Origin of the sequence: Thermoactinospora rubra (assembly GCF_002093975.1) — a bacterium.
GTDB classification, from domain to species: domain Bacteria; phylum Actinomycetota; class Actinomycetes; order Streptosporangiales; family Streptosporangiaceae; genus Nonomuraea; species Nonomuraea rubra_A.
The window spans coordinates 152,308-172,857 of record NZ_MSZZ01000025.1 but is presented as its reverse complement, the minus strand read 5'-3'; the positions used below and the strand labels follow the sequence as shown (position 1 = coordinate 172,857).

Here is a 20,550-nt window from a genome sequence, read left to right as displayed (position 1 = left end):
GTCATCACCCCGGGTGTGCGCCGGTGGAGCCGGCACCGGCGCCCGGGGTGACGTCCAACCGGTGCTCACCCGTGTAGACGTTCATCGACTCGCCGCGCAGGAACCCGATCAGCGTCAGCCCCTGGTCCTCGGCCAGCTCCACCGCCAGCGACGAGGGCGCCGAGACCGCCGCCAGCACGGGGATCCCGGCCATGACCGCCTTCTGCACCAGCTCGAACGAGGCGCGCCCGGAGACCGTGAGCACGGTCCCGGCCAGCGGCAGCCGCCCGCCGCGCAGCGCCCAGCCCAGGATCTTGTCCACCGCGTTGTGGCGGCCGACGTCCTCCCGCACGCACAGCGGCTCGCCCCGGGCCGTGAACAGCCCGGCGGCGTGCAGGCCGCCGGTCCTGTCGAACACCCGCTGGGCCGCCCGCAGCCGGTCGGGCAGGGTGGCGACCACCGGCAGCGGCACCCTGACCGGGTCGTCGCGGGCGCTCCAGCGCGTCACCGTGCTCACCGCCTCCAGCGAGGCCTTGCCGCACACCCCGCAGGAGGAGGTGGTGTAGAAGTTGCGCGGGCGCGGCGCGGGCACGCCCGGCGCGAGCCGTACGTCCAGGACGTTGTAGGTGTTGGAGCCGTCCACGGTGGCGCCCGCGCAGTAGCGGATCGTGGCGATGTCCTCGGCGGCGCCCACCGCGCCCTCGCTGACCAGGAAGCCGGCCGCCAGGTCGAAGTCGTCGCCGGGCGTGCGCATCGTCACCGTGAGCGGGACGCCGTCGAGCCTGATCTCCAGCGGCTCCTCGGCGGCCAGCTGGTCGACCCGGCGCGCGGGCGCCGCGTCGCGGATGCGCAGGATCGGCCTGCGCAGGGTCCTAGACGTAGCCATAGCCGAAGCGGCCCTTGACGCACAGGTTGCCGTGGGTCACCGGGTTGTCGTGCGGCGACGTCACCTTGACGATCTTGTTGTCCTGCACGTGCAGGGTGAGGTTGCAGCCCACGCCGCAGTAGCTGCAGATCGTCGTGGTGCGCGTCTGGCGCGACTCGTCCCAGGTGCCCTCGGCCCGCATGTCGAACTCGGTCTTGAACGACAGCGCCCCCGTCGGGCACACCTCCACGCAGTTGCCGCAGAACACGCAGGCCGAGTCGGTCAGCGGGGCGTCGAACTCGGTGGAGATCGTCGCGTCGAACCCGCGTCCGGCCACGGCGATCGCGAAGGTGTTCTGCCACTGGTCGCCGCAGGCGTCCACGCACTTGTAGCACAGGATGCACTTGGCGTAGTCGCGCACGTAGAGGTCGTTGTCCACCTTGGCGGGCTGCTCGACCGTGGCCGCCTGCTCGCCGAACCGGTCCGGCCGCGCGCCGTACTCCTCGATCCACTCGGCGGCGCGCGGCGTGGTGGACAGGTCCGCCGAGGAGGCCAGCAGCTCCAGCACGACCTTGCGGCTGTGCCGGGCGCGCTCGCTGCCGGTGCTGACCGACATGCCCGGCTCGGCCTTGCGCGAGCAGGCCGGCGCCAGCGTGCGCGCGCCCTCGACCTCGACCACGCAAACCCGGCAGGCGTTCTTGGGCGTCAGCGTGTCGCCGTGGCAGAGGGTCGGCACGTCCTGGCCCGCCGCCCGGCAGGCGTCCAGGATCGTGGCGCCCTCCGGCACGCGGACGGCCCGGCCGTCGATCTCGACGTCGACGAGCCGGCGGGGCGGCTGCAACGGGATCACTTGAACACTCCAAGGCGGTCGACGGCGGATTCGATGGCGTTCCACGCGGTCTGGCCCAGGCCGCAGATGGAGGCGTCGCGCATGGCCTGGCCGACCTCGCGCAGCAGGACCAGGTCGCTGTCCTCGACGCGGCGCGACAGGCGGTGCAGGGCCTCCTCCTGGCGCACGGTGCCGACCCGGCAGGGCACGCACTGGCCGCAGGACTCGTCGCGGAAGAACTCGGCGATGCGCAGCAGCAGCCCCTTGAGGTCGACGGTGTCGTCGATCACCAGGACCACGCCGGAGCCGAGCGTCGCGCCCGCGTCGCGGGTGCCCTCGAAGGTGAGGGGGATGTCCAGGTCGGTGACGAACGCCCCGGCGGCGCCGCCCAGCAGGACCGCCCTGACCCGGCCGGTCGGGACGGCCATGTCCAGCAGCTCGCGCAGCGTCGCGCCGAAGGTCAGCTCGTAGACGCCCGGCCTGGCCACGCATCCGGAGACGCAGAACAGCTTGGGCTCGGCGGCGGCGTAGGCCCGGGCGCCGCGCTCCAGGATGGGCAGCACGTTGACCAGCGTCTCGACGTTGTTGACCACGGTCGGCTTGCCGAACAGGCCCTTCTCCACAGGGAAGGGCGGCTTGCTGCGAGGCTCGCCTCGGTAACCCTCGATCGAGTTGAAGATCGCGGTCTCCTCGCCGCAGATGTAGGCGCCGGCGCCGCGCCTGAGCTCGATGTCGAAGGCGAAGCCGTGGCCCATGACGTCGTCGCCGAGGAAGCCGCGGGACCGGGCGGTGGCGATGGCGTGCCGGAGGCGGCGGACGGCGGTGGGGTACTCGCCGCGGATGTAGAGGTAGCCCTTGGCGCAGCCGGTGGCGTAGGCGGCGATCGTCATCGCCTCGATGAGCGCGTAGGGGTCGCCCTCCATGAGCACGCGGTCCTTGAAGGTGCCCGGCTCGCTCTCGTCGGCGTTGCACACCAGGTAGTGGGGGTGGTCGGGCTGGCGGGCGGTGGCGTCCCACTTGCGGCCGGTGGGGAAGGCGGCGCCGCCTCTGCCGACCAGGCCCGAGTCGAGCACCTCCCGGATCACCCCGGCGGGGCCGAGGTCGAAGGCCCGGCGCAGGGCGCGGTAGCCGCCGGTGGCGCGGTAGTCGTCCAGGCTGGCGGGGTCGACCTGGCCGACGCGCCTGAGGAGGACCAGGCCCGGCTGCCCGGCCTGGGGCACTCCAGGCCGCCCCCGCCCCGCCGTACTCTCCCCTTGGTCCTCGGCCCGTACGGCGAGCACGCCGGGTACGGCGGAGCCGGGATTGCCCGGAGCGTCCGCGAAGGAGTACTCGGCGAACGACGGCGGATCCCCCGCCTCCAGCGCCAGCGCCGCCGGGGCCCGCTCGCACATGCCCAGGCACGGGCTCGCCTGCCACGCCAGCCCGGCAGGCCCGAGCTCGGCCTCCACGCGCCGCCGTACCTCCTCCGCCCCCCGCGCCCGGCACGCCAGGTCTGTGCACACGTGCAGCACCCGGGCCGGACGCGGCTTCAGCGAGAACAGCGAGTAGAACGACGCCACGCCGTACGCCTCGGCGGGCGGCACGGTGAGGCGGCGGCAGATGTAGTCGAGCGCCCCCTCGCTGATCCACCCCACCCGGTCGTTGACCGCGTGCAGGGCGGGCAGCAGCAGGTCCCGCCGCGGCTCGGACCGGGCGGCGAAGCGCAGGTCGGCCTCGGTGCGCGCGCCGCCCTCCCAGGCGGTGGCGGGCGGGCCGAGGAGGGCGTCCACCGCCGCCCGCTCCTCCTCGGTGGGCGCGGCGTCGCGGAAGCGCAGGTCCATCAGCCCACCGCCACGAGCTTCTCGACGCGGACGGCCGCCGCCTTGAACTCGGCGGTGCCCGCGATCGGGCAGGTGGCCTCGATGGTGAGCGAGTTGGTGTCGACCTCGTCCGGGAAGTGCATGGTCATGAACACCAGGCCCGGCCGCAGCGCCGGGTCGATGAACACCGGCGCGATCACCGACCCGCGCCGCGAGGTGATCCGCACCTCCTCGCCCGCGACCACGCCCAGCTTCTCGGCGTCCTCCGGGCACATCTCGATGGTCTCGCCCCGGCGCAGGGGAGAGGGGAAGCCCGAGGACTGCACGCCGGTGTTGTAGGAGTCGAGGCGGCGGCCGGTGGTCAGGCGCAGCGGGTACTCCTCGTCCACCACGTCCACCGGCGGCGAGTGGCGCAGCACGGCGAACGGCGCGGGCGCGCCGCGCCTGGCGGGGTCGCTCTCCCACAGGCGGCCGTGCAGGAACGGCGGCTCCAGGGAGTCCTCCGACGGGCAGGGCCACTGGATGCCCTGCAGCCTCTCCAGCCGTTCGTAGGTCATGCCCGCGTGCGCGGGCGACAGCGAGCGGACCTCGTCCCAGACCTGCTCGGCGCTGTCGTAGCGCCAGTCGTGGCCCAGCCGCCGGGCCAGCTCGCACAGGATCCAGATGTCGTCGCGCGCCTCGCCCGGAGGCTCCAGGGCCTTGCGGACCCGCTGGACCCGGCGCTCGCTGTTGGTGAAGGTGCCCTCCGACTCGCACCAGGCCGCGCCGGCGGGCAGCACCACGTCGGCCATCTGGGCGGTCTTGGTGAGGAAGATGTCCTGCACGACGAGGTGGTCCAGCATCGACAGGCGCTTGATGCAGGCCAGCGAGTCGGCCTCGGACTGCACGGGGTTCTCGCCGATGAGGTAGCAGGTGGTCACCTCGCCCTCGGCCATGGCCTCCAGCATCTGGGTGAGGTTCAGGCCGTGGCGGGGCTGGATGGGCACGCCCCAGGCCGCCTCGAAGCGGGCCCGGATCCCGGGGTCGAGGATGTCCTGGAAGCCCGGCAGCCGATTGGGGATGGCGCCCATGTCGCCGCCGCCCTGCACGTTGTTCTGGCCGCGCAGCGGCGACAGGCCCGAGCCGTACCGGCCGACGTGCCCGGTGAGCAGGGCCAGGTTGATCAGCGCGCGGACGTTGTCGGTGGCGTTGTGGTGCTCGGTGATGCCCAGCGTCCAGCACAGCTGCGCGCGGTCGGCCGTGGCGTAGGCGTGCGCCAGCTCGCGGACGGCCGCGGCGGGGACGCCGGTGACCTGCTCGGCGGCCTGGAGGGTCCAGGGCTCGACCGACTGCCTGAACTCCTCGAAGCCGACCGTGGCCCGTTCGATGAACGCCTCGTTGTGCAGGCCCGCGTGGATGATCTCGCGGGCGACGGCGTGGGCCAGCGGGATGTCGGTGCCGACGTTGAGGCCGAGCCAGCGGTGCGCCCACCGGGCGGTGCCGGTGCGCCGCGGGTCGACGGCGAACATCCGCGCGCCCTTGTGCAGGGCCTTGAGGACGTGGTGGAAGAAGATGGGGTGGGCGTCGCGGGCGGCCGAGCCCCACATGACGATCACGTCGGTGTCCTCGATCTCCTGGTAGGAGGAGGTGCCGCCGCCGCTGCCGAAGACCGCCGACAGCCCGGCCACGCTCGGCGCGTGGCAGGTGCGGTTGCAGGAGTCGACGTTGTTGGTGCCGATCACGACGCGGGTGAACTTCTGGCCCACGTAGTTCATCTCGTTGGTGGAGCGGGCGCACGACAGCATGGCGAAGCAGTCGGGGCCGTGCCTGGCGACGTTGCGCCGGAAGCCCTCGGCGGCGCGGTCCAGCGCCTCCTCCCAGCTCGCCCTGCGCAGCTCGCCGCCCTCTCGCACCAGGGGATGGGTCAGGCGGTCGTATCCCATGATCCCTCCATTCTGTATACAGGCTACGGTATGCCGACTAGCTTGCGCGGACAAGGTTCTGGTTGAGCAGGTCGCTCACCGCGTGGATCGCCCGCAGCGTCGGCACCTTCGCGCCCGTGAGATCGGCCAGCTCCACCACCGCCGCCAGCAGCACGTCAAGCTCCATGGGCTTGCCCTTCTCCAGGTCCTGCAGGGTCGAGGTCTTGTGCTCCCCGGCCTTCTCGGCCCCGCGCAGGCGGCGCTCGATCGAGACGCCGGGGTCGCAGCCCACCTTCCTCGCCACCTCGACGGTCTCGCGCATCATCGCCACGACCAGCTCCCGGGCGCCGCGGTGGCGGCAGATCCCGGCCATGGTCGCCCGGGCCAGCGCGCTGATGGGGTTGAAGGCGATGTTGCCCATGAGCTTGATCCAGATGTCGCGCCGCAGGTCCGTCTCGACCGGGCACTTCAGCCCGCCCGCCACGGCCGCCTGGCTGAACTCCAGGCACCTGCCGGTCGGCTCGCCGCCGGGCTCGCCGATGGAGAAGCGCGTGCCCTCCAGGTGGCGGATCACGCCCGGCTCGGCGATCTCGGTGGCCGCGTAGACGACGCAGCCGACGGCCCGCTCCACGGGCAGGGCGGCGCTCACCGCGCCGCCGGGGTCGACGCTTTCGATGCGGTAGCCCTCGTAGGGCCCCTTCAGCCCGTGGAAGTACCACCACGGGATGCCGTTCTGCGCCGCGACGATGCTCGTGGTCTCGTGCAGGAGCGGCTTGATCAGGGGACCCGCGGCGGCGTAGGTGTTCGCCTTGAGGCCCAGGAAGACGTGGTCCACCGGCCCGACCTCGGCCGGGTCGTCGGTGGCGTGGGGATGGGCGGTGAAGTCGCCCCTCGGGCTGAGCACCCGCACACCGGACTCGCGCATGGCCTGGAGGTGCGCGCCTCTGGCGATGAGGTGGACCTCCACTCCCGCCCGGTGCAGGGCGGCTCCCACGTACGCGCCGATGGCGCCGGCGCCAAGAACAGCGACCTTCATGCTTGAGTTCCGTTCTCGCGTCGGGTCGTGCATTCGGTATACAGTATGGAAAAATTCGGGTCAAGGAGCCGCCGCATGACCGTCCTGGGACAACCGGGTGCCGCGTCGCGCCATGCTGGGAGAATGCAGGTCGTCCCATGGGAGGAGGCGCGGCGGACCGCGCTCGCCGCCGCCCGCCCGCTCGCCGCCGCCCCGGTCCCGCTTCCCGAGGCGTACGGCTGTCGCCTCGCCGAACCCCTGCGCGCGCTGGTCGCGGTGCCGGGGGTGGACGTGGCGGCGATGGACGGCTTCGCGGTGGCCGGCCCGGCGCCGTGGCGGGTGGTGGGACGTGTCCTGGCCGGCGGCCTGCCGTACGGCGGGCGGTTGCGCGCCGGGGAGGCGGTGGAGATCGCCACCGGCGCTCCGGTGCCGGAGGGCGCTCTGGCGGTCCTGCCGTACGAGGAGGCGCATGCCGAGGAGCGCCCCCGCCCCGACCACGTCCCCCCTCCTTCCCGCACCGGTGAGGCGGGTGAGCCGGGCGGCGGCGGGGAGCGAGTGCCTGGAGAGGCCCCCGAGCGATGGGTGGAGCCGCTCGACGAGCACGACCTCCAGGCCGGGCGGCACATCCGGCGGCGCGGGGAGGACATCCCCCAGGGCGAGGCCGTGCTGGGCGCCGGGGCCACAGTCACGCCCGCCGTGCTGGGCCTCGCCGCCGCCCTCGGGCACGACACGCTGGCCGTCTGGCCCCGCCCGGCCGTGAGCGTCCTGGTCACCGGCGACGAGGTGGTCCACGAGGGCCTGCCGGGCCCGGGGCGCGTTCGGGACGCCATCGGCCCCGTCCTGCCCGGCCTCATCGAGTGGGCGGGCGGCCGGGTGGCCGCAACGGCCTTCCTCCCCGACGGCGCCGACCCCCTCCGCCGGGCCCTCCACGACGCCCGAGCGGACGTGGTCGTCGTCTGCGGCGCCTCCTCCAGGGGCCCGGCCGACCACCTCCGCTCCGTCCTCGCCGAGCTCGATGCCCACGTCATGATCGACGGCGTCGCCGTACGCCCCGGCCACCCCCAGCTCCTCGCCCGCCTCGGCGGCGGCCTCGTCGTCGGCCTGCTCGGCAACCCGTTCGCGGCCCTCGGCGCGGCCCTCACGCTCCTCGCGCCGATCCTGCGCCGGATGGCCCACCGCGACGAGCCGTACGAGACGAGCACGCTCGCCGGACCCGTGCGGACGCACCCCCACGACACGCGCCTGGTCCCGGTGCGCCGGTCCGCCGGGGGCGCGGTCCCGGTCGGCCACGACAGGCCCGGCTCGCTGTGGGGAGCGGCCCTGGCGGACGCCCTGGCCGTGGTGCCGCCGGGCTGGGACGGCGGGCACGTGGAGCTCCTTCCGTTGCCCATGGGGGTCTAGACAGGCCGGTGAAGTCAAGGTAACCATTGCCTTCATACGGTATGCAGTATGCGGAAGACAGTCGCCGGGAAGGGTGGCACGATGTCGGAAACGATCTCTGGCGGTCATCTCGTGGCCAAGGCGCTCAAGGCCGAGGGCGTGGATGTGATCTACACGCTCTGCGGAGGCCACATCATCGACATCTACGACGGCTGTGTCGATGAGGGCATCGAGGTCATCGACGTACGGCACGAGCAGGTGGCCGCCCACGCGGCCGACGGCTACGCGCGCGTCACCGGCAAGCCCGGCTGCGCGGTGGTGACGGCCGGCCCCGGCACGACCGACGCGGTCACCGGCGTGGCCAACGCCTTCCGCGCGGAGAGCCCGATGCTGCTCATCGGCGGCCAGGGCGCCCTCGGCCAGCACAAGATGGGCTCGCTGCAGGACCTGCCGCACGTCGACATGATGAGCCCGATCACCAAGTTCGCCGCGACCGTCCCCAGCACCGAGCGGGTGGCCGACATGGTGTCGATGGCCTTCCGCGAGTGCTTCCACGGCGCGCCGGGCCCGTCGTTCCTGGAGATCCCGCGCGACGTGCTGGACGCGAAGATCCCGCTGGAGAGGGCCCGCATCCCCAAGCCGGGGCACTACCGGGCCTCCACGCGCCAGCAGGGCGACCCCGAGGCCATCGAGAAGCTCGCCGACATGCTGGTCCACGCCGACAAGCCCTGCATCCTGCTCGGCAGCCAGGTGTGGACCTGCCGGGCCACCGACGCGGCGATCGACTTCGTGCGCGCCCTCAACGTCCCGGCCTACATGAACGGCTCCGGCCGCGGCACGCTGCCGCCCGGCGACCCGCACCACTTCCAGCTGTCGCGCAGGTACGCCTTCACCGAGGCCGACCTGATCGTCATCGTCGGCACGCCGTTCGACTTCCGGATGGGGTACGGCAGGCGGCTGTCCCCGACGGCCACGGTGGTGCAGATCGACCTCGACTACCGCACTGTCGGGAAAAACCGGGACATCGACCTTGGCATCGTCGGCGACTGCGGCCTCATCCTCGCCGCGACGGCCCAGGCCGCCGGTGGCCGGCTCAACGGCTCGGCGACCCGGCGCAAGGAGTGGCTGGAGGAGCTGCGCGCGGTCGAGACCCAGGCGTACCACAAGCGCCTGCCCCGCCAGCTGTCCGACGCCGAGCCCATCGACCCCTACCGCCTGGTCCACGAGATCAACGAGTTCCTCACCGAGGACACGATCTACATCGGCGACGGCGGCGACATCGTCACCTTCTCCGGCCAGGTCGTGCAGCCCAAGTCGCCCGGCCACTGGATGGACCCCGGCCCGCTGGGCACGCTCGGCGTCGGCGTGGCCTTCGCGATGGCCGCCAAGCAGGCCCGCCGCGACAAGGAGGTGCTGTGCCTGTTCGGCGACGGCGCCTTCAGCCTGACCGGCTGGGACTTCGAGACCATGGTCCGCTTCGACCTGCCGTTCATCGGCGTGGTCGGCAACAACTCCTCGATGAACCAGATCAGGTACGGCCAGGCCGCCAAGTACGGCGAGGACCGCGCCCGCGTCGGCAACACGCTCGGCGACGTCCGCTACGGCGAGTTCGCCAAGCTGCTCGGCGGCCATGGCGAGGAGGTGCGCGACCCGGTGCAGATCCGCCCGGCGCTGGAGCGGGCGCGGGAGTCCGGCAAGCCCTCGCTGATCAACGTCTGGGTCGACCCGGACGTCTACGCCCCCGGAACCATGAACCAGACGATGTACAAGTGAGGCCCCGCATGAAAGCTCTCACCGGAGTCCGCGTCCTGGACATGACCCACGTGCAGTCCGGCCCGAGCGCCACCCAGCTGCTGGCCTGGCTCGGCGCGGACGTCGTGAAACTCGAGGCGCCCACCGGCGACATCACCCGCCAGCAGCTGCGCGACCTGCCCGGCGTCGACAGCCTCTACTTCACGATGCTGAACTGCAACAAGCGCAGCATCACGCTCAACATGAAGACCGAGCGCGGCAAGGAGCTGTTCGCCGAGCTGGTCAAGCAGGCCGACGTGCTGGTGGAGAACTTCGGCCCCGGCGCGGTGGACCGCATGGGCTTTCCCTGGGAGCGGTTGCGGGAGCTCAACCCCCGCCTGATCTACGCCTCGATCAAGGGCTTCGGCCCCGGCCGCTACGCGAAGTTCAAGGCGTACGAGGTGATCGCGCAGGCCATGGGCGGCTCGATGTCCACCACCGGCTTCGAGGACGGCCCGCCGCTGGCCACCGGGGCGCAGATCGGCGACTCCGGCACCGGCGTCCACGCCGTCGCGGGCATCCTGGCCGCCCTCTACCAGCGCGAGCGTTCCGGCCGCGGCCAGCGCGTGCAGGTGGCCATGCAGCACGCCGTGCTCAACCTGTGCCGGGTCAAGCTGCGCGACCAGCAGCGCCTGGCGCACGGCCCGCTGCGCGAGTACCCCAACAAGACCTTCGGCGAGGAGGTGCCGCGCAGCGGCAACGCCAGCGGCGGCGGCCAGCCCGGCTGGGCGGTCCGCTGCGCCCCCGGCGGCCCCAACGACTACATCTACGTGATCGTCCAGCCCGTCGGCTGGAAGCCGATCGCGCACATCATCGGCCGGCCCGAGCTGGCCGACGACCCCGAGTGGGCCACCCCCGAGGCGCGCCTGAACAAGCTCGACAAGGTCTTCCAGCTCATCGAGGAGTGGACCATCCACCACGACAAGTGGACCGTGCTGGACCGGCTCAACGCCGAGAACATCCCCTGCGGCCCGATCCTGTCGACCAAGGAGCTCATCGAGGACCCGACCCTCCGGCAGGAGGGCGTCGTCGTCCCCGTCGACCACCCCGCGCGCGGCCGGTTCATGACCGTCGGCAGCCCGCTGCAGCTGTCGGACTCGCCGGTCGAGGTCACCACGCCGCCCCTGCTCGGCGAGCACAACGCGGAGATCTACGGCGCCCTCGGCGTGACCGCCGAGGAGCTGGCCGACCTGAAGACGAACGGAGTCATCTAGTGACCGATCCAGTGACCGTCAGGGACGTCATCGACAAGGCGCTGGCCGAGGGCCGCACGGCCCTGACGGCCCCGGAGGGACGCCGGATCTGCGAGGAGTACGGCATCGCCACCCCGCGCGAGGCGCTGGCCGCCTCCGCGGAGGAGGCCGTCGCCCTGGCGCAGGAGGTCGGCCTGCCCGTGGTGCTGAAGATCGTCTCCCCGGACATCCTGCACAAGACCGAGGCGGGCGGCGTGCTCGTCGGCCTGAGGACCCCCGAGGAGGTACGGCGGGGCTACGAGCGGATCGTGGCCAACGCCCGCGCCCACGACGCCGGGGCCCGGATCGACGGCGTCCAGGTGCAGCAGATGGTCGGCGGCGGGAGCACAGAGGGATCGCTCGCGGGTCCCGGAAGCACCGAGGTCATCGTCGGCGCGGTCACCGACCCCACCTTCGGCAAGGTCGTCGCCTTCGGCCTCGGCGGCGTGCTGGTCGAGGTTCTCAAGGACGTGACCTTCCGGCTTGCCCCGGTTTCGGGTGAAGATGCGCTTGGGATGCTCGACGACATCAAAGCGGCCGATGTGCTGCGCGGTGCCCGTGGGGCCGAGCCGGTCGACCGGGAGGCCCTCGCGCGGCTGATCGAGCGTGTCGGCAGGCTCGTCACCGACCACCCGGAGATCACCGAGGTGGACCTCAACCCCGTCTTCGCCGACGCCCGCGGCGCGGTCGCCGCCGACGTGCGCATCCTCGTCGGCGAGCCGCCGGCCGAGGTCCGCAGGCCGCCGCGGGAGGAGATCCTGCGCCAGATGACCCGCATCTTCCGGCCCCGCTCGGTCGCCGTCGTCGGCGCCTCCAACGAGACCGGCAAGATCGGCAACTCGGTGATGCGCAACCTCGTCAACGGCGGCTACAAGGGCCAGATCTTCCCGATCAACCCCAAGGCGCCGCAGGTGCTGGGCCTGCCCGCCTACAAGAGCATCGCCGACGTGCCGCACGAGGTCGACGTGGCGGTCTTCGCCATCCCCGCCGCCCTGGTCGCCCCCGCGCTGGAGGAGGCGGGGAAGAAGGGCGTCGCCGGCGCGATCATGATCCCGTCGGGCTTCGCCGAGACCGGCAACGTCGAGGGCCAGGCCGAGATCGTGGAGATCGCGCGCAGGCACGGCGTGCGCATGCTGGGGCCCAACATCTACGGCTACTACTACACGCCCGAGAACCTCTGCGCGACGTTCTGCACGCCGTACGACGTCAAGGGCAACGTGGCGCTGACCTCGCAGAGCGGCGGCATCGGGATGGCCATCCTGGGCTTTTCCCGCACCACCAGGACCGGCGTGTCGGCGATCGTCGGCGTCGGCAACAAGGCCGACGTGGACGAGGACGACCTGCTGACCTTCTTCGAGACCGACGACAACACCAGGTGCGTCGCGATGCACCTGGAGGACCTCAAGGACGGGCGCGGCTTCGTCGAGGCGGCCCGCCGGGTGGTCAGGCACAAGCCGGTCATCGTGCTCAAGGCCGGCCGTACCGCCATGGGAGCCCGCGCGGCGGGGTCGCACACCGGGGCGCTGGCCGGCGACGACAAGGTCTACGACGACATCCTGCGGCAGGCGGGCGTGGTGCGCGCGCCCGGGCTCAACGACATGCTCGAGTACGCCAGGGCGCTGCCGCTGCTGCCGGCCCCGCGCGGCGAGAACGTGGTGATCATCACCGGCGCGGGCGGCTCGGGCGTGCTGCTGTCGGACGCCTGCGTCGACGCGGGCCTGACCCTCATGGACATCCCCCCGGACCTGGACGCCGCCTTCCGCGCCCACATCCCGCCCTTCGGCGCGGCCGGCAACCCCATCGACATCACCGGCGGCGAGCCGCCGTCGACCTACGAGAAGACGATCCGGCTCGGCCTGACCGACGACCGGATCCACGCCCTGGTGCTGGGCTACTGGCACACCATCGTGACCCCGCCGATGGTGTTCGCCGAGCTCGTCGCGCGCGTCGTCGCCGAGGAGCGCGAGCGGGGCAACGTCAAGCCCGTCGTGGCGTCCCTGGCCGGGGACACGGAGGTGGAGGAGGCCTGCGACCACCTGTTCGCACACGGCGTCGTCGCCTACCCGTACACGACGGAGAAGCCCGTGGCCGTGCTGGGAGCCAAGTACCGCTGGGCCAGGGCCGCCGGACTGCTGCGTTAGAGCCGACGCAGGCGAGGGGGCACATCGGGGCAGCTCACGAGGAACAACCACCACCCCCCAGGAGGTCCGTAGGTGGACACATCGAAACCACCGGCGGCGGCGACCGCGCCGCCGGGCGCAGGACAACCGAGCACAGACGAACGAGTGTGGAAAGCGGGCCGGCTGGAGCCGATGCCCATCAGGAAACTCCCCGACGCGCCTCCCTCGGTGCACCTTCTGGGGCCCACCGTCTTCCTCGTCGCCCTCGGTGTGGGGATGGGGGAGTCGTACATGTGGCCACGGCTGGTGCTGCTGTTCGGGCCCGAGATCCGCTGGCTGTTCCTGATCGGCGTCACCCTCCAGGCCGTGGTCATGCTGGAGATGGCCCGCTACGCCATGGCCACGGGCGAGAGCATCTTCACCGGCGCGGCCAGGGTGTTCAAGCCGCTGATGTGGTTCTTCTTCGCCGTGGCGGTCCTGGTCTACATCTGGCCGGGACACCTGTCGGCGGGGGCGGCGGCCTTCGAGGAGATCACCGGCATCCCCTGGACGGTGACGGCGGTCGCGGGGCTCATCCTCGTCGGGGTGGTCTTCAGCCTGGCGAAGGTCATCTACAACGTGCTGGAGAACGTCCTGTCGCTGCTGATCGGCACGCTGGTCCTCGGCACCGCCGTCGTCGCCGCGATGGTCGGCTCCTGGGGCGACGTGGTCGACACGATCACCGGCATGTTCGCCTTCGGCTACCTGCCGCCCGAGGCGATGTCGGCGGCGTGGTTCCCGGTCATCGTCGGGGCCTGCGCCTTCGCCGGGCCGTCCGGCATGCAGCAGATGTGGTACACCCTCCACCTGCGCGACTCGGGCGCGGGCATGGGCGTCCACATCCCGCGCATCCGCGGCCTGCGCCACGCGGGCGAGGAGGAGGCCATGCCCTCGCGCGGGTTCATGTTCGACACCGACGACCCCGCCGAGATGGCCAAGTGGAAGGGCTGGCGGCGCTGGGTCACCTTCGACGCGCTGCTGCTGTTCTGGGGCGTCACCATGCTGGTGACGATCTCGTTCACGGTCATCGCCCAGGCGGCGGTCCGGCAGAACCCGGCGGTGCGCGAGGTCATCCGCAACGAGGACCGCGAGGTCGCGCTGACCGCCATGGCCGACGCGGTCTCCTCGGCGGGCAGCTCGGTCCTGGGCGTGATCTTCCTCGGGTTCATCGCGCTCATCGGCCTCAACGCCACCCTCGGCCTGTTCGACTCCTTCTCGCGCGGCCAGGCCGACATGACCTACAACTTCGTCCCCGGGGCCAAGAAGCTGAAGATGTCGCACCTGTACGCGGCCTTCCTCTGGGGCGTGATCGTCTTCGGCATCCTCATCCTGCTGTTCGGCCCCGCCGACGGCCCCAGCGGCATCCTCGACACGCTGGCGTTCCTGTCCACCTTCGCCATGGGCGCCTACTGCGTGACGCTGCTGCTGGTCAACAACAGGATGCTGCCCAAGCCGATCCGGCCGCGCTGGTGGACCAACGTCATCATCGGCGCGGGCGCGGTCTTCTACCTGGGCATGCTCCTGTACAGCCTGTTCGCCTACGGCGTGGTCGTGGGCTGATGACGGCCCGGCACCGCCTCGAGCTCGCCCTCCCGGGGGCGTCGATCGGAGCCGGCGCCGGCGCCATGGCCGGTGGGCTGACCCTGCTCGCGGGGCAGCCCACCGGCGTGGCCGGCCTGTCGGCCCTCGCCCTGGCCGTGCCCCTGGCCCTCTTCGGCGGCATGTACGGCATGCTGCTGGGCAGGGGAGTGTTCCGGCCGGGCGCCTTCGGCCCTGTCGGGCTGTACTGGATGGCCGCCTTCCCGATGTCGCGACTCGCTCAGGAACTCCTCACCGGCCAGGGGCCGGCCGACGGCGTGCCGGCCTTCCTGGCCTACCAGGCCATGGTCGCCCTGGGCTTCGCGATCGGGTTCGTCTGGCTGCACGAACGCCTCATGCCGCGCTGGCTGATCCGCCGGGCCACGGCCAACCCGCCGGCCGCCGCGCTGCTGGAGACCTACGTACGGCACGCAAGGAGATGACCGCATGGACCTGCCCGCCTGGGTCTGGCTGGCCACGATCGGGGGCTTCTGCCTCGTCCTGGCCCTGGACTTCTACCTCGTCGCCCGCAACCCCCGCGAGCCGGGCTTCAGGGAGTGCGTCGCCTGGGTGTCGTTCTACGTCGGCCTGGCGATCGCCTTCGGCGTAGGCGTCCTGCTGCTGTCCGGCCCTTCGGCCGGCGGGGAGTTCTTCGCCGGATGGATCACCGAGTACTCCCTCAGCGTGGACAACCTGTTCGTGTTCCTGCTGATCATGAGCAGGTTCCAGGTGCCGCGGCGGTACCGGCAGAAGGTGCTGCTCATCGGCATCGTCATGGCGCTGGTCATGCGCGGGGCGTTCATCGCCGCCGGCGCCGAGGCGGTCGCGCGCTTCGACTGGCTGTTCTACGTGTTCGGCGCGTTCCTCATCTACACGGCCTGGAAGCTCATCGGGCACGAAGAGGAGGAGGCCGAGTTCTCGGAGAACCTCGCGCTGCGTGCCGTACGGCGGGTGCTGCCGACCACCGACGGCTACCACGGCGCCCGGATGACCGTGCGGCACCTCGGGCGGCGGATGGTGACGCCGATGCTGATCGTCATGGTCGCCATCGGGACCACCGACCTGCTGTTCGCGCTGGACTCCATCCCGGCCATCTTCGGCCTGACCAAGGAGCCCTACCTGGTGTTCACCGCCAACGCCTTCGCGCTGATGGGCCTGCGGCAGCTGTTCTTCCTCATCGGCGGCCTGCTGGACCGGCTGGTCTACCTCAGCAAGGGCCTGTCGGTGGTGCTCGCCTTCATCGGGGTCAAGCTCGTGCTGGAGGCGCTGCACCACGACGGGTCTCGTGGGCGCCGGAGATCCCCATCGCCGTCTCGCTGGGGGTGATCGTCGGCACGCTGGCGGTGACCACCGTGCTGAGCCTGCTCAAGTCGGCCAGGGACGCCAAGACTGCCAAGCGCGAGCCGGTCTCCGAGCCGGCGGACCGCTGAGGTGCGGCCGCGGGCGCGTCACCGCTCGCGGCTCATCTCCGAGACGCCGGCCGCCCACCTGCGCAGGTAGCGGTCGGCCTCGTCCGCCGACCAGTGCTTGCGCAGCGCCGCCGTCAGGCCCAGCCCGACGCCGCGGCCGTCCGCCGGGGAGCCCGCGGGATCACCGCACAGAAAGCGGAAGAACGCTTTCATGACCTTGTTCACCTCCCATCGCCGCCATCCTCTACCCGAGGTGTTTCGCCGCAAGCGGCCTCATGTGAACGGACTGTCAAGCGCCCGGGGCCGTCAGCTTTCCGACACGACGCGCGGGCGGCGGCGCCGTACCGGCTTGGGGGCCGGCTCGACCGGCTCGGCGGCCCGCTGCTCCATGTAGGAGGCGCGGGTGTGCTCGGTGTGCTCGCGCATGATCTGCGCCGCCCGGGCGGCGTCGCCCGCCTCGATGGCGTCGATCAGCGCCGCGTGCTCCTGCCAGGACGTCATGCCGCGCTGGCGGGCCACGGGCGTGTGGTACCAGCGCACGCGGCGCGCCACCTGCGCCGCCAGCTCGGCCAGCACCTTGTTGCCCGACAGCGCGGTGACCAGGGCGTGCAGCTCGGAGTTGGTCGCCACGGCGGCCTCGACGTCGTCGGCCTCCACCGCCGCGATGCCGCGCGCGCACAGCTCGCGCAGCCGCTTGACGCCCTCGGCGTCGGCGTTCTGTGCGGCCAGGCGCGCGGACTCGGTCTCCAGCAGCGCTCGTACGGCGAGCAGCTGGTCGGCCTCCTCCAGCGTGGGGACGTGCACGAACGCGCCCTGACCGGGGTGCAGGTCGACCCAGCCCTCGGTGCTGAGCTGCTGGAGGGCCTCGCGCACGGGCTGGCGCGAGACGCCGAGCAGCTCGGCCAGCTCGCTCTCCACCAGGTGCTGGCCGGGCTTGAGCTGGCGGGAGACGATCAGCTCCTGGATGGCCTCGATGACGCTCTCCCTGAGCGTGGCGGGGCGGGGAATCTTGGCGGTGGCCCGATCCGACACCAGCATGGCTTCACGGCTCCAGATAACGGTTTGTCGTCGACTGCGTACAGCATACCGAGAACCAGAGGGCCTCCGCCCGGTGAGCCTCGTCACACGGGGATGGTGGCGGGCCGGCCGGGGGCTCGCAGGCGCGTGCTGGCCACGGCGGGAAGCACGGCCACCAGCGCCGCCGCGAGGAGGGCCGGGGCGGGCGCGGCCAGGGACAGCGCCGCGAGCGCGGCTGCGGCGATCCCGGCGGCAGCCTTGGCGCTGTAGACGACGGCGTGGATGCGGCCCACCTGCTCGACGCCGAAGAAGTCGCGCACGAGGCTGGCCACCAGGGGATAGAACGAGCCGCCGCCGAGCCCGGCGGCCACCGCTCCCGCCCACAGCAGCGGGGGCGCGGACAGGCCGGCGGCCAGCAGCGGCTGGCCGAGGGCGAGCAGCGCCAGCACGGCGGCCAGGACGCGCTTGCGGCCCCACGCCTCGGACCAGCGCATGGCCAGCGCCCTGCCCGCGCCGTTGAGCGCGATGAGGAGGGCGAGCGGGCCCCAGGCGCCGGTGGCCGCGACGGCGACGACGTCGAAGATCGACACGGCGCCCGCGCACACGAGGATCCCGGCCAGGACGGCGAGCGCGGGCGTGCGGAGCGCCGCGGCGAGGGAGAACTGGCGCACGGCGGAGGGCGTCCTGCGCAGGATCGACGGGTCCAGGGCGTGGCGGCGGGGATCCACGGTGTCCGGCCACCAGCGGGGCGGCGGGAGGCGCAGCGCCCGGGCGGCCGCGCCGACGGCGAGGGCGGCGATGACCGCGGCCGTGGCGAAGGCCAGGGGGAGGGTCGCCGGGTCGAGGCCGGCCCAGACGACGACGGGCAGCGCGCCGTAGCCGAACGCGCCCGTGACGAGCCCCACGCGGGTCGCGGGCCGCTCGGGGTGCCAGGCGGCGATCACCTCGGTGCACACGGCGTAGACCAGGCCCGCGCCGAGACCTCCGAGGACGGCGTAGCCGAGGAGGGTGAGGAGGAGGGAGCCGGGCTCCAGGCTTGCGGCGGCGAGGCTGGAGGCGGGGAGGCCGGCGTCCGCCGTGACGATGGCGGGCGTGCCGGAAGTGAAGCTCCCGGGTGTGCCGAAAGTGAAGCTCCCGGGTGTGCTCGTGGCGACGGCCAGCGTCGCCAGGCCCAGGGCGCTCAGCACGGCTCCGGCGGCCAGCGCGGTGCGCACGCCCAGGCGGCCGCGCCGTACCAGGTGCAGGGCGGGCAGCGCGGTCACGGCCTGGCACAGGATCCAGGCGGCCAGCGTCGCCAGGCCCGGGCGGTCGCGCGTGAGCAGCGCGGCGTAGCCGTACTGCAAGGGGCCGATGGCGGCCATGGCGGCCCAGGCCAGCCAGAACAGGCGGCGGCGATCGGCGGGGACGGGGCCGACGAGGTACGTGCGGCCACGCCAGTCACGGACAGGGGTCAGCGTTTCTGCATTCTCCATACTGTATGGAATATCCAGAACACCGGCACCTGTCGAGACCTAGACGGCGGATACTCCATACGGTATACCGTCTACAAAGGAGGCTCGCATGGACCTGTACGAGTACCAAGCCAAGGAGCTCTTCCGACGTCACGCGATCCCGGTCCCGCCCGGCGGGGTCGCCTCCAATCCCGCCGAGGCCCGCGCGATCGCGGCCGAGCTGGCCACCCCCGTCGTCGTCAAGGCCCAGGTGAAGACCGGCGGACGGGGCAAGGCGGGCGGGATCAGGCCCGCTCCCGGGCCGGCCGCCGCCGAGGAGGAGGCGGCCCGCGTGCTCGGCATGGACATCAAGGGCCACACCGCCCGCTCGGTGCTGGTGGAGGCGGCCACCGTGCCGTTCGAGGAGTACTACGCCGCCTTCCTCGTCGACCGGGCGGCGGGCGGCTTCCTGGCCATGGTGTCCGGCCAGGGCGGCATGGACGTCGAGGAGGTGGCGGCCACCCACCCCGAGGCGCTGGTCAGGATGCCGGTCGACCCGCTGGCCGGGGTGGACGGGCGGCTGCTCGCCGGCAAGGCGGGGCTGCCGGAGGCGGCGGCGGAGGTGCTGGAACGCCTGTGGCGGGCGATGGTGGCCGAGGACGCGCTGCTCGTGGAGGTCAACCCGCTCGTCTGCACCACCGACCAGCGCATCGTCGCGCTCGACGGCAAGGTCACGCTGGACGACAACGCGGCCTTCCGCCACTCCTGGGACCCGCCCGAGCGGACCGGCGGCCTGGAGGACCGGGCCAGGGCCAAGGGCCTGAACTACGTCAAGCTCGACGGCGCCGTGGGGGTGATCGGCAACGGCGCGGGGCTCGTGATGAGCACGCTCGACGTCGTCGCCCTGGCCGGGGCGGCCCCGGCGAACTTCCTCGACATCGGCGGCGGCGCCTCGGCCCAGGTCATGGCCGACGGGCTGGAGATCATCCTGTCCGACCCCGGCGTGCGGTGCGTGCTGGTCAACGTCTTCGGCGGCATCACCGCCTGCGACGCGGTGGCCACCGGCATCGTCGGCGCGCTGGCCCAGCTGGGGGAACGGGGGACGGCCCGGCCCATCGTCGTACGGCTCGACGGCAACAACGCCGAGGCAGGGCGGCGCATCCTCAGCGACGCCCGGCACCCGGCGGTCCGTCAGGTCCACACCATGGACGGCGCCGCCGAGCTGGCGGCCAGACTCGCGGCAGGTGCGTGATGGCGATCTTCCTCACCAAGGACAGCAGGGTGCTGGTCCAGGGCATGACCGGCGCCGAGGGCACCCGGCACACCGCCCGCATGCTCGCGGCGGGCACCGACGTGGTGGCCGGGGTGACGCCGGGCAAGGGCGGGCAGGCGGTGGACTTCGGCGAGCGACGGGTGCCGGTGTTCGGCTCGGTCGCCGAGGCGGTGGCGGAGACCGGCGCGGACGTGTCGGTGGTGTTCGTCCCGCCCCGGTTCACGCGCGCCGCCGTGGAGGAGGCGATCGAGGCGGCGGTTCCGCTGTGCGTGGTCATCACCGAGGGCGTGCCCGTCCACGACTCCATCCGGCTGCGGGCCCTGGCCGCCGGGCGCACGCGGATCATCGGGCCCAACTGCCCCGGGCTGATCAGCCCCGGGCAGTCCTCGGCGGGCATCATCCCGGCGGACATCACCGGCGCGGGCCGCATCGGGCTGGTGTCCAAGTCGGGGACGCTGACCTACCAGCTCATGTACGAGCTGCGCGACCTCGGCTTCTCCACGTGCGTGGGCATCGGCGGCGACCCGGTCGTCGGGACGACGCACATCGACTGCCTGCAGGCCTTCCAGGACGACCCGGGGACGGACGCGATCGTCATGATCGGCGAGATCGGCGGCGACGCGGAGGAGCGGGCCGCCGCCCACATCGCCGCCCACGTCACCAAGCCGGTGGTCGCCTATGTGGCGGGCTTCACGGCGCCCGAGGGCAAGACCATGGGCCACGCGGGCGCGATCGTCTCCGGCTCCTCGGGGACCGCCCAGGCCAAGAAGGAGGCCCTGGAAGCCGTGGGCGTCAGCGTCGGGCGCACCCCGGCGGAGACGGCGCGCCTCCTCCGCTCGCTCCTGCGCGGGGCCGCCTCATGAACGCCCAGCCCACCCGCAGGGCGGGGCGCC

17 protein-coding genes are annotated in these 20,550 nt (G+C 72.5%); 9 read left to right on the top strand and 8 right to left on the bottom strand.

What is annotated here, in order from left to right; translation table 11 throughout:
- Positions 1-4: 4 nt before the first annotated feature.
- From fdhD to BSB02_RS25350, 5 genes are read right to left on the bottom strand one after another with little or no spacing between them, the layout of a single operon-like run.
- Complete coding sequence (fdhD, locus tag BSB02_RS25370) at positions 5-865, bottom strand: formate dehydrogenase accessory sulfurtransferase FdhD (protein WP_084962582.1); 861 nt, start codon at positions 863-865, stop codon at positions 5-7.
- Positions 852-1,691 carry a 2Fe-2S iron-sulfur cluster-binding protein gene (locus BSB02_RS25365; protein WP_206184881.1) on the bottom strand — a complete coding sequence of 280 codons (840 nt, stop codon included), beginning with the start codon at positions 1,689-1,691 and terminating at the stop codon, positions 852-854. Before BSB02_RS25365 ends, fdhD begins: the two co-directional genes overlap by 14 nt.
- On the bottom strand, positions 1,691-3,493 hold the full coding sequence (locus BSB02_RS25360) for an NAD(P)H-dependent oxidoreductase subunit E (RefSeq protein WP_084962578.1): 1,803 nt from the start codon (positions 3,491-3,493) through the stop codon (positions 1,691-1,693). Before BSB02_RS25360 ends, BSB02_RS25365 begins: the two co-directional genes overlap by 1 nt.
- Positions 3,493-5,394: a molybdopterin oxidoreductase family protein gene (locus BSB02_RS25355; RefSeq protein WP_084962576.1), complete on the bottom strand. Its 1,902-nt coding sequence runs from the start codon at positions 5,392-5,394 to the stop codon at positions 3,493-3,495. The genes BSB02_RS25360 and BSB02_RS25355 overlap by 1 nt, the downstream gene beginning before the upstream one ends.
- 37 nt (positions 5,395-5,431) lie before the next feature.
- Positions 5,432-6,409: a 2-dehydropantoate 2-reductase gene (locus tag BSB02_RS25350; protein WP_084962574.1), complete on the bottom strand. Its 978-nt coding sequence runs from the start codon at positions 6,407-6,409 to the stop codon at positions 5,432-5,434.
- Positions 6,410-6,532: 123 nt separating this feature from the next.
- Here BSB02_RS25350 and BSB02_RS25345 point away from each other — a divergent pair, with 123 nt between their 5' ends.
- The 7 genes from BSB02_RS25345 (at position 6,533) to BSB02_RS25315 (ending at position 15,854) form a co-directional block, all read left to right on the top strand.
- Positions 6,533-7,789, top strand: coding sequence for a molybdopterin molybdotransferase MoeA (locus BSB02_RS25345; RefSeq protein ID WP_240506647.1), 1,257 nt, complete (start codon positions 6,533-6,535; stop codon positions 7,787-7,789).
- Positions 7,790-7,870: 81 nt separating this feature from the next.
- Entirely contained in the window at positions 7,871-9,541 is a 1,671-nt protein-coding gene (locus BSB02_RS25340; protein WP_084962570.1) for a thiamine pyrophosphate-binding protein, read from the top strand.
- An 8-nt stretch (positions 9,542-9,549) separates the two neighbouring features.
- The gene (frc, locus tag BSB02_RS25335; protein WP_084962568.1) at positions 9,550-10,773 is read left to right on the top strand and encodes a formyl-CoA transferase; all 1,224 of its coding nucleotides are present in this window, start codon (positions 9,550-9,552) and stop codon (positions 10,771-10,773) included.
- Complete coding sequence (locus BSB02_RS25330) at positions 10,773-12,932, top strand: acetate--CoA ligase family protein (protein ID WP_084962566.1); 2,160 nt, start codon at positions 10,773-10,775, stop codon at positions 12,930-12,932. The genes frc and BSB02_RS25330 overlap by 1 nt, the downstream gene beginning before the upstream one ends.
- A 171-nt stretch (positions 12,933-13,103) precedes the next feature.
- A complete protein-coding gene (locus BSB02_RS25325; RefSeq protein ID WP_084962564.1) occupies positions 13,104-14,510 on the top strand; it encodes an Nramp family divalent metal transporter in 1,407 nt (468 codons plus the stop codon).
- Positions 14,510-14,971, top strand: a complete 462-nt coding sequence (locus tag BSB02_RS25320) for a hypothetical protein (RefSeq protein ID WP_084962563.1) — start codon at positions 14,510-14,512, stop codon at positions 14,969-14,971. Before BSB02_RS25325 ends, BSB02_RS25320 begins: the two co-directional genes overlap by 1 nt.
- 4 nt (positions 14,972-14,975) lie before the next feature.
- Complete coding sequence (locus BSB02_RS25315; protein WP_338064359.1) at positions 14,976-15,854, top strand: TerC family protein; 879 nt, start codon at positions 14,976-14,978, stop codon at positions 15,852-15,854.
- 122 nt (positions 15,855-15,976) lie between these two features.
- Here the strand turns inward: BSB02_RS25315 and BSB02_RS40710 are convergent, their stop codons facing one another.
- The 3 genes from BSB02_RS40710 to BSB02_RS25300 all read right to left on the bottom strand — a co-directional run bounded on the left by BSB02_RS40710 (position 15,977) and on the right by BSB02_RS25300 (position 18,426).
- On the bottom strand, positions 15,977-16,150 hold the full coding sequence (locus tag BSB02_RS40710; RefSeq protein WP_158088719.1) for a hypothetical protein: 174 nt from the start codon (positions 16,148-16,150) through the stop codon (positions 15,977-15,979).
- 93 nt (positions 16,151-16,243) lie between these two features.
- Positions 16,244-16,975 (bottom strand): GntR family transcriptional regulator, encoded by a 732-nt coding sequence (locus tag BSB02_RS25305; RefSeq protein ID WP_084962559.1) that lies wholly within the window; start codon positions 16,973-16,975, stop codon positions 16,244-16,246.
- An 83-nt stretch (positions 16,976-17,058) separates the two neighbouring features.
- Positions 17,059-18,426 (bottom strand): MFS transporter, encoded by a 1,368-nt coding sequence (locus BSB02_RS25300; protein ID WP_084962557.1) that lies wholly within the window; start codon positions 18,424-18,426, stop codon positions 17,059-17,061.
- An 88-nt stretch (positions 18,427-18,514) separates the two neighbouring features.
- Here BSB02_RS25300 and sucC point away from each other — a divergent pair, with 88 nt between their 5' ends.
- Together sucC and sucD are read left to right on the top strand one after the other, a co-directional pair.
- Entirely contained in the window at positions 18,515-19,636 is a 1,122-nt protein-coding gene (gene sucC / locus BSB02_RS25295) for an ADP-forming succinate--CoA ligase subunit beta (RefSeq protein WP_084962555.1), read from the top strand.
- Positions 19,636-20,520 (top strand): succinate--CoA ligase subunit alpha, encoded by an 885-nt coding sequence (gene sucD / locus BSB02_RS25290; protein WP_084962553.1) that lies wholly within the window; start codon positions 19,636-19,638, stop codon positions 20,518-20,520. The genes sucC and sucD overlap by 1 nt, the downstream gene beginning before the upstream one ends.
- The last annotated feature ends 30 nt before the right edge of the window (positions 20,521-20,550 follow it).

Excerpts from the sequence above, each read along its gene's own strand:
- fdhD (WP_084962582.1), bottom strand. The coding sequence starts at position 865 with ATGGCTACGTCTAGGACCCTGCGCAGGCCGATCCTGCGCATCCGCGAC.
- BSB02_RS25360 (WP_084962578.1), bottom strand. The coding sequence starts at position 3,493 with ATGGACCTGCGCTTCCGCGACGCCGCGCCCACCGAGGAGGAGCGGGCG.
- BSB02_RS25355 (WP_084962576.1), bottom strand. The coding sequence starts at position 5,394 with ATGGGATACGACCGCCTGACCCATCCCCTGGTGCGAGAGGGCGGCGAG.
- BSB02_RS25350 (WP_084962574.1), bottom strand. The coding sequence starts at position 6,409 with ATGAAGGTCGCTGTTCTTGGCGCCGGCGCCATCGGCGCGTACGTGGGA.
- BSB02_RS25345 (WP_240506647.1), top strand. The coding sequence starts at position 6,533 with ATGCAGGTCGTCCCATGGGAGGAGGCGCGGCGGACCGCGCTCGCCGCC.
- BSB02_RS25340 (WP_084962570.1), top strand. The coding sequence starts at position 7,871 with ATGTCGGAAACGATCTCTGGCGGTCATCTCGTGGCCAAGGCGCTCAAG.
- frc (WP_084962568.1), top strand. The coding sequence starts at position 9,550 with ATGAAAGCTCTCACCGGAGTCCGCGTCCTGGACATGACCCACGTGCAG.
- BSB02_RS25325 (WP_084962564.1), top strand. The coding sequence starts at position 13,104 with ATGCCCATCAGGAAACTCCCCGACGCGCCTCCCTCGGTGCACCTTCTG.
- BSB02_RS25320 (WP_084962563.1), top strand. The coding sequence starts at position 14,510 with ATGACGGCCCGGCACCGCCTCGAGCTCGCCCTCCCGGGGGCGTCGATC.
- BSB02_RS25315 (WP_338064359.1), top strand. The coding sequence starts at position 14,976 with ATGGACCTGCCCGCCTGGGTCTGGCTGGCCACGATCGGGGGCTTCTGC.
- BSB02_RS40710 (WP_158088719.1), bottom strand. The coding sequence starts at position 16,150 with ATGAAAGCGTTCTTCCGCTTTCTGTGCGGTGATCCCGCGGGCTCCCCG.
- BSB02_RS25305 (WP_084962559.1), bottom strand. The coding sequence starts at position 16,975 with ATGCTGGTGTCGGATCGGGCCACCGCCAAGATTCCCCGCCCCGCCACG.
- BSB02_RS25300 (WP_084962557.1), bottom strand. The coding sequence starts at position 18,426 with ATGGAGAATGCAGAAACGCTGACCCCTGTCCGTGACTGGCGTGGCCGC.
- sucC (WP_084962555.1), top strand. The coding sequence starts at position 18,515 with ATGGACCTGTACGAGTACCAAGCCAAGGAGCTCTTCCGACGTCACGCG.
- sucD (WP_084962553.1), top strand. The coding sequence starts at position 19,636 with ATGGCGATCTTCCTCACCAAGGACAGCAGGGTGCTGGTCCAGGGCATG.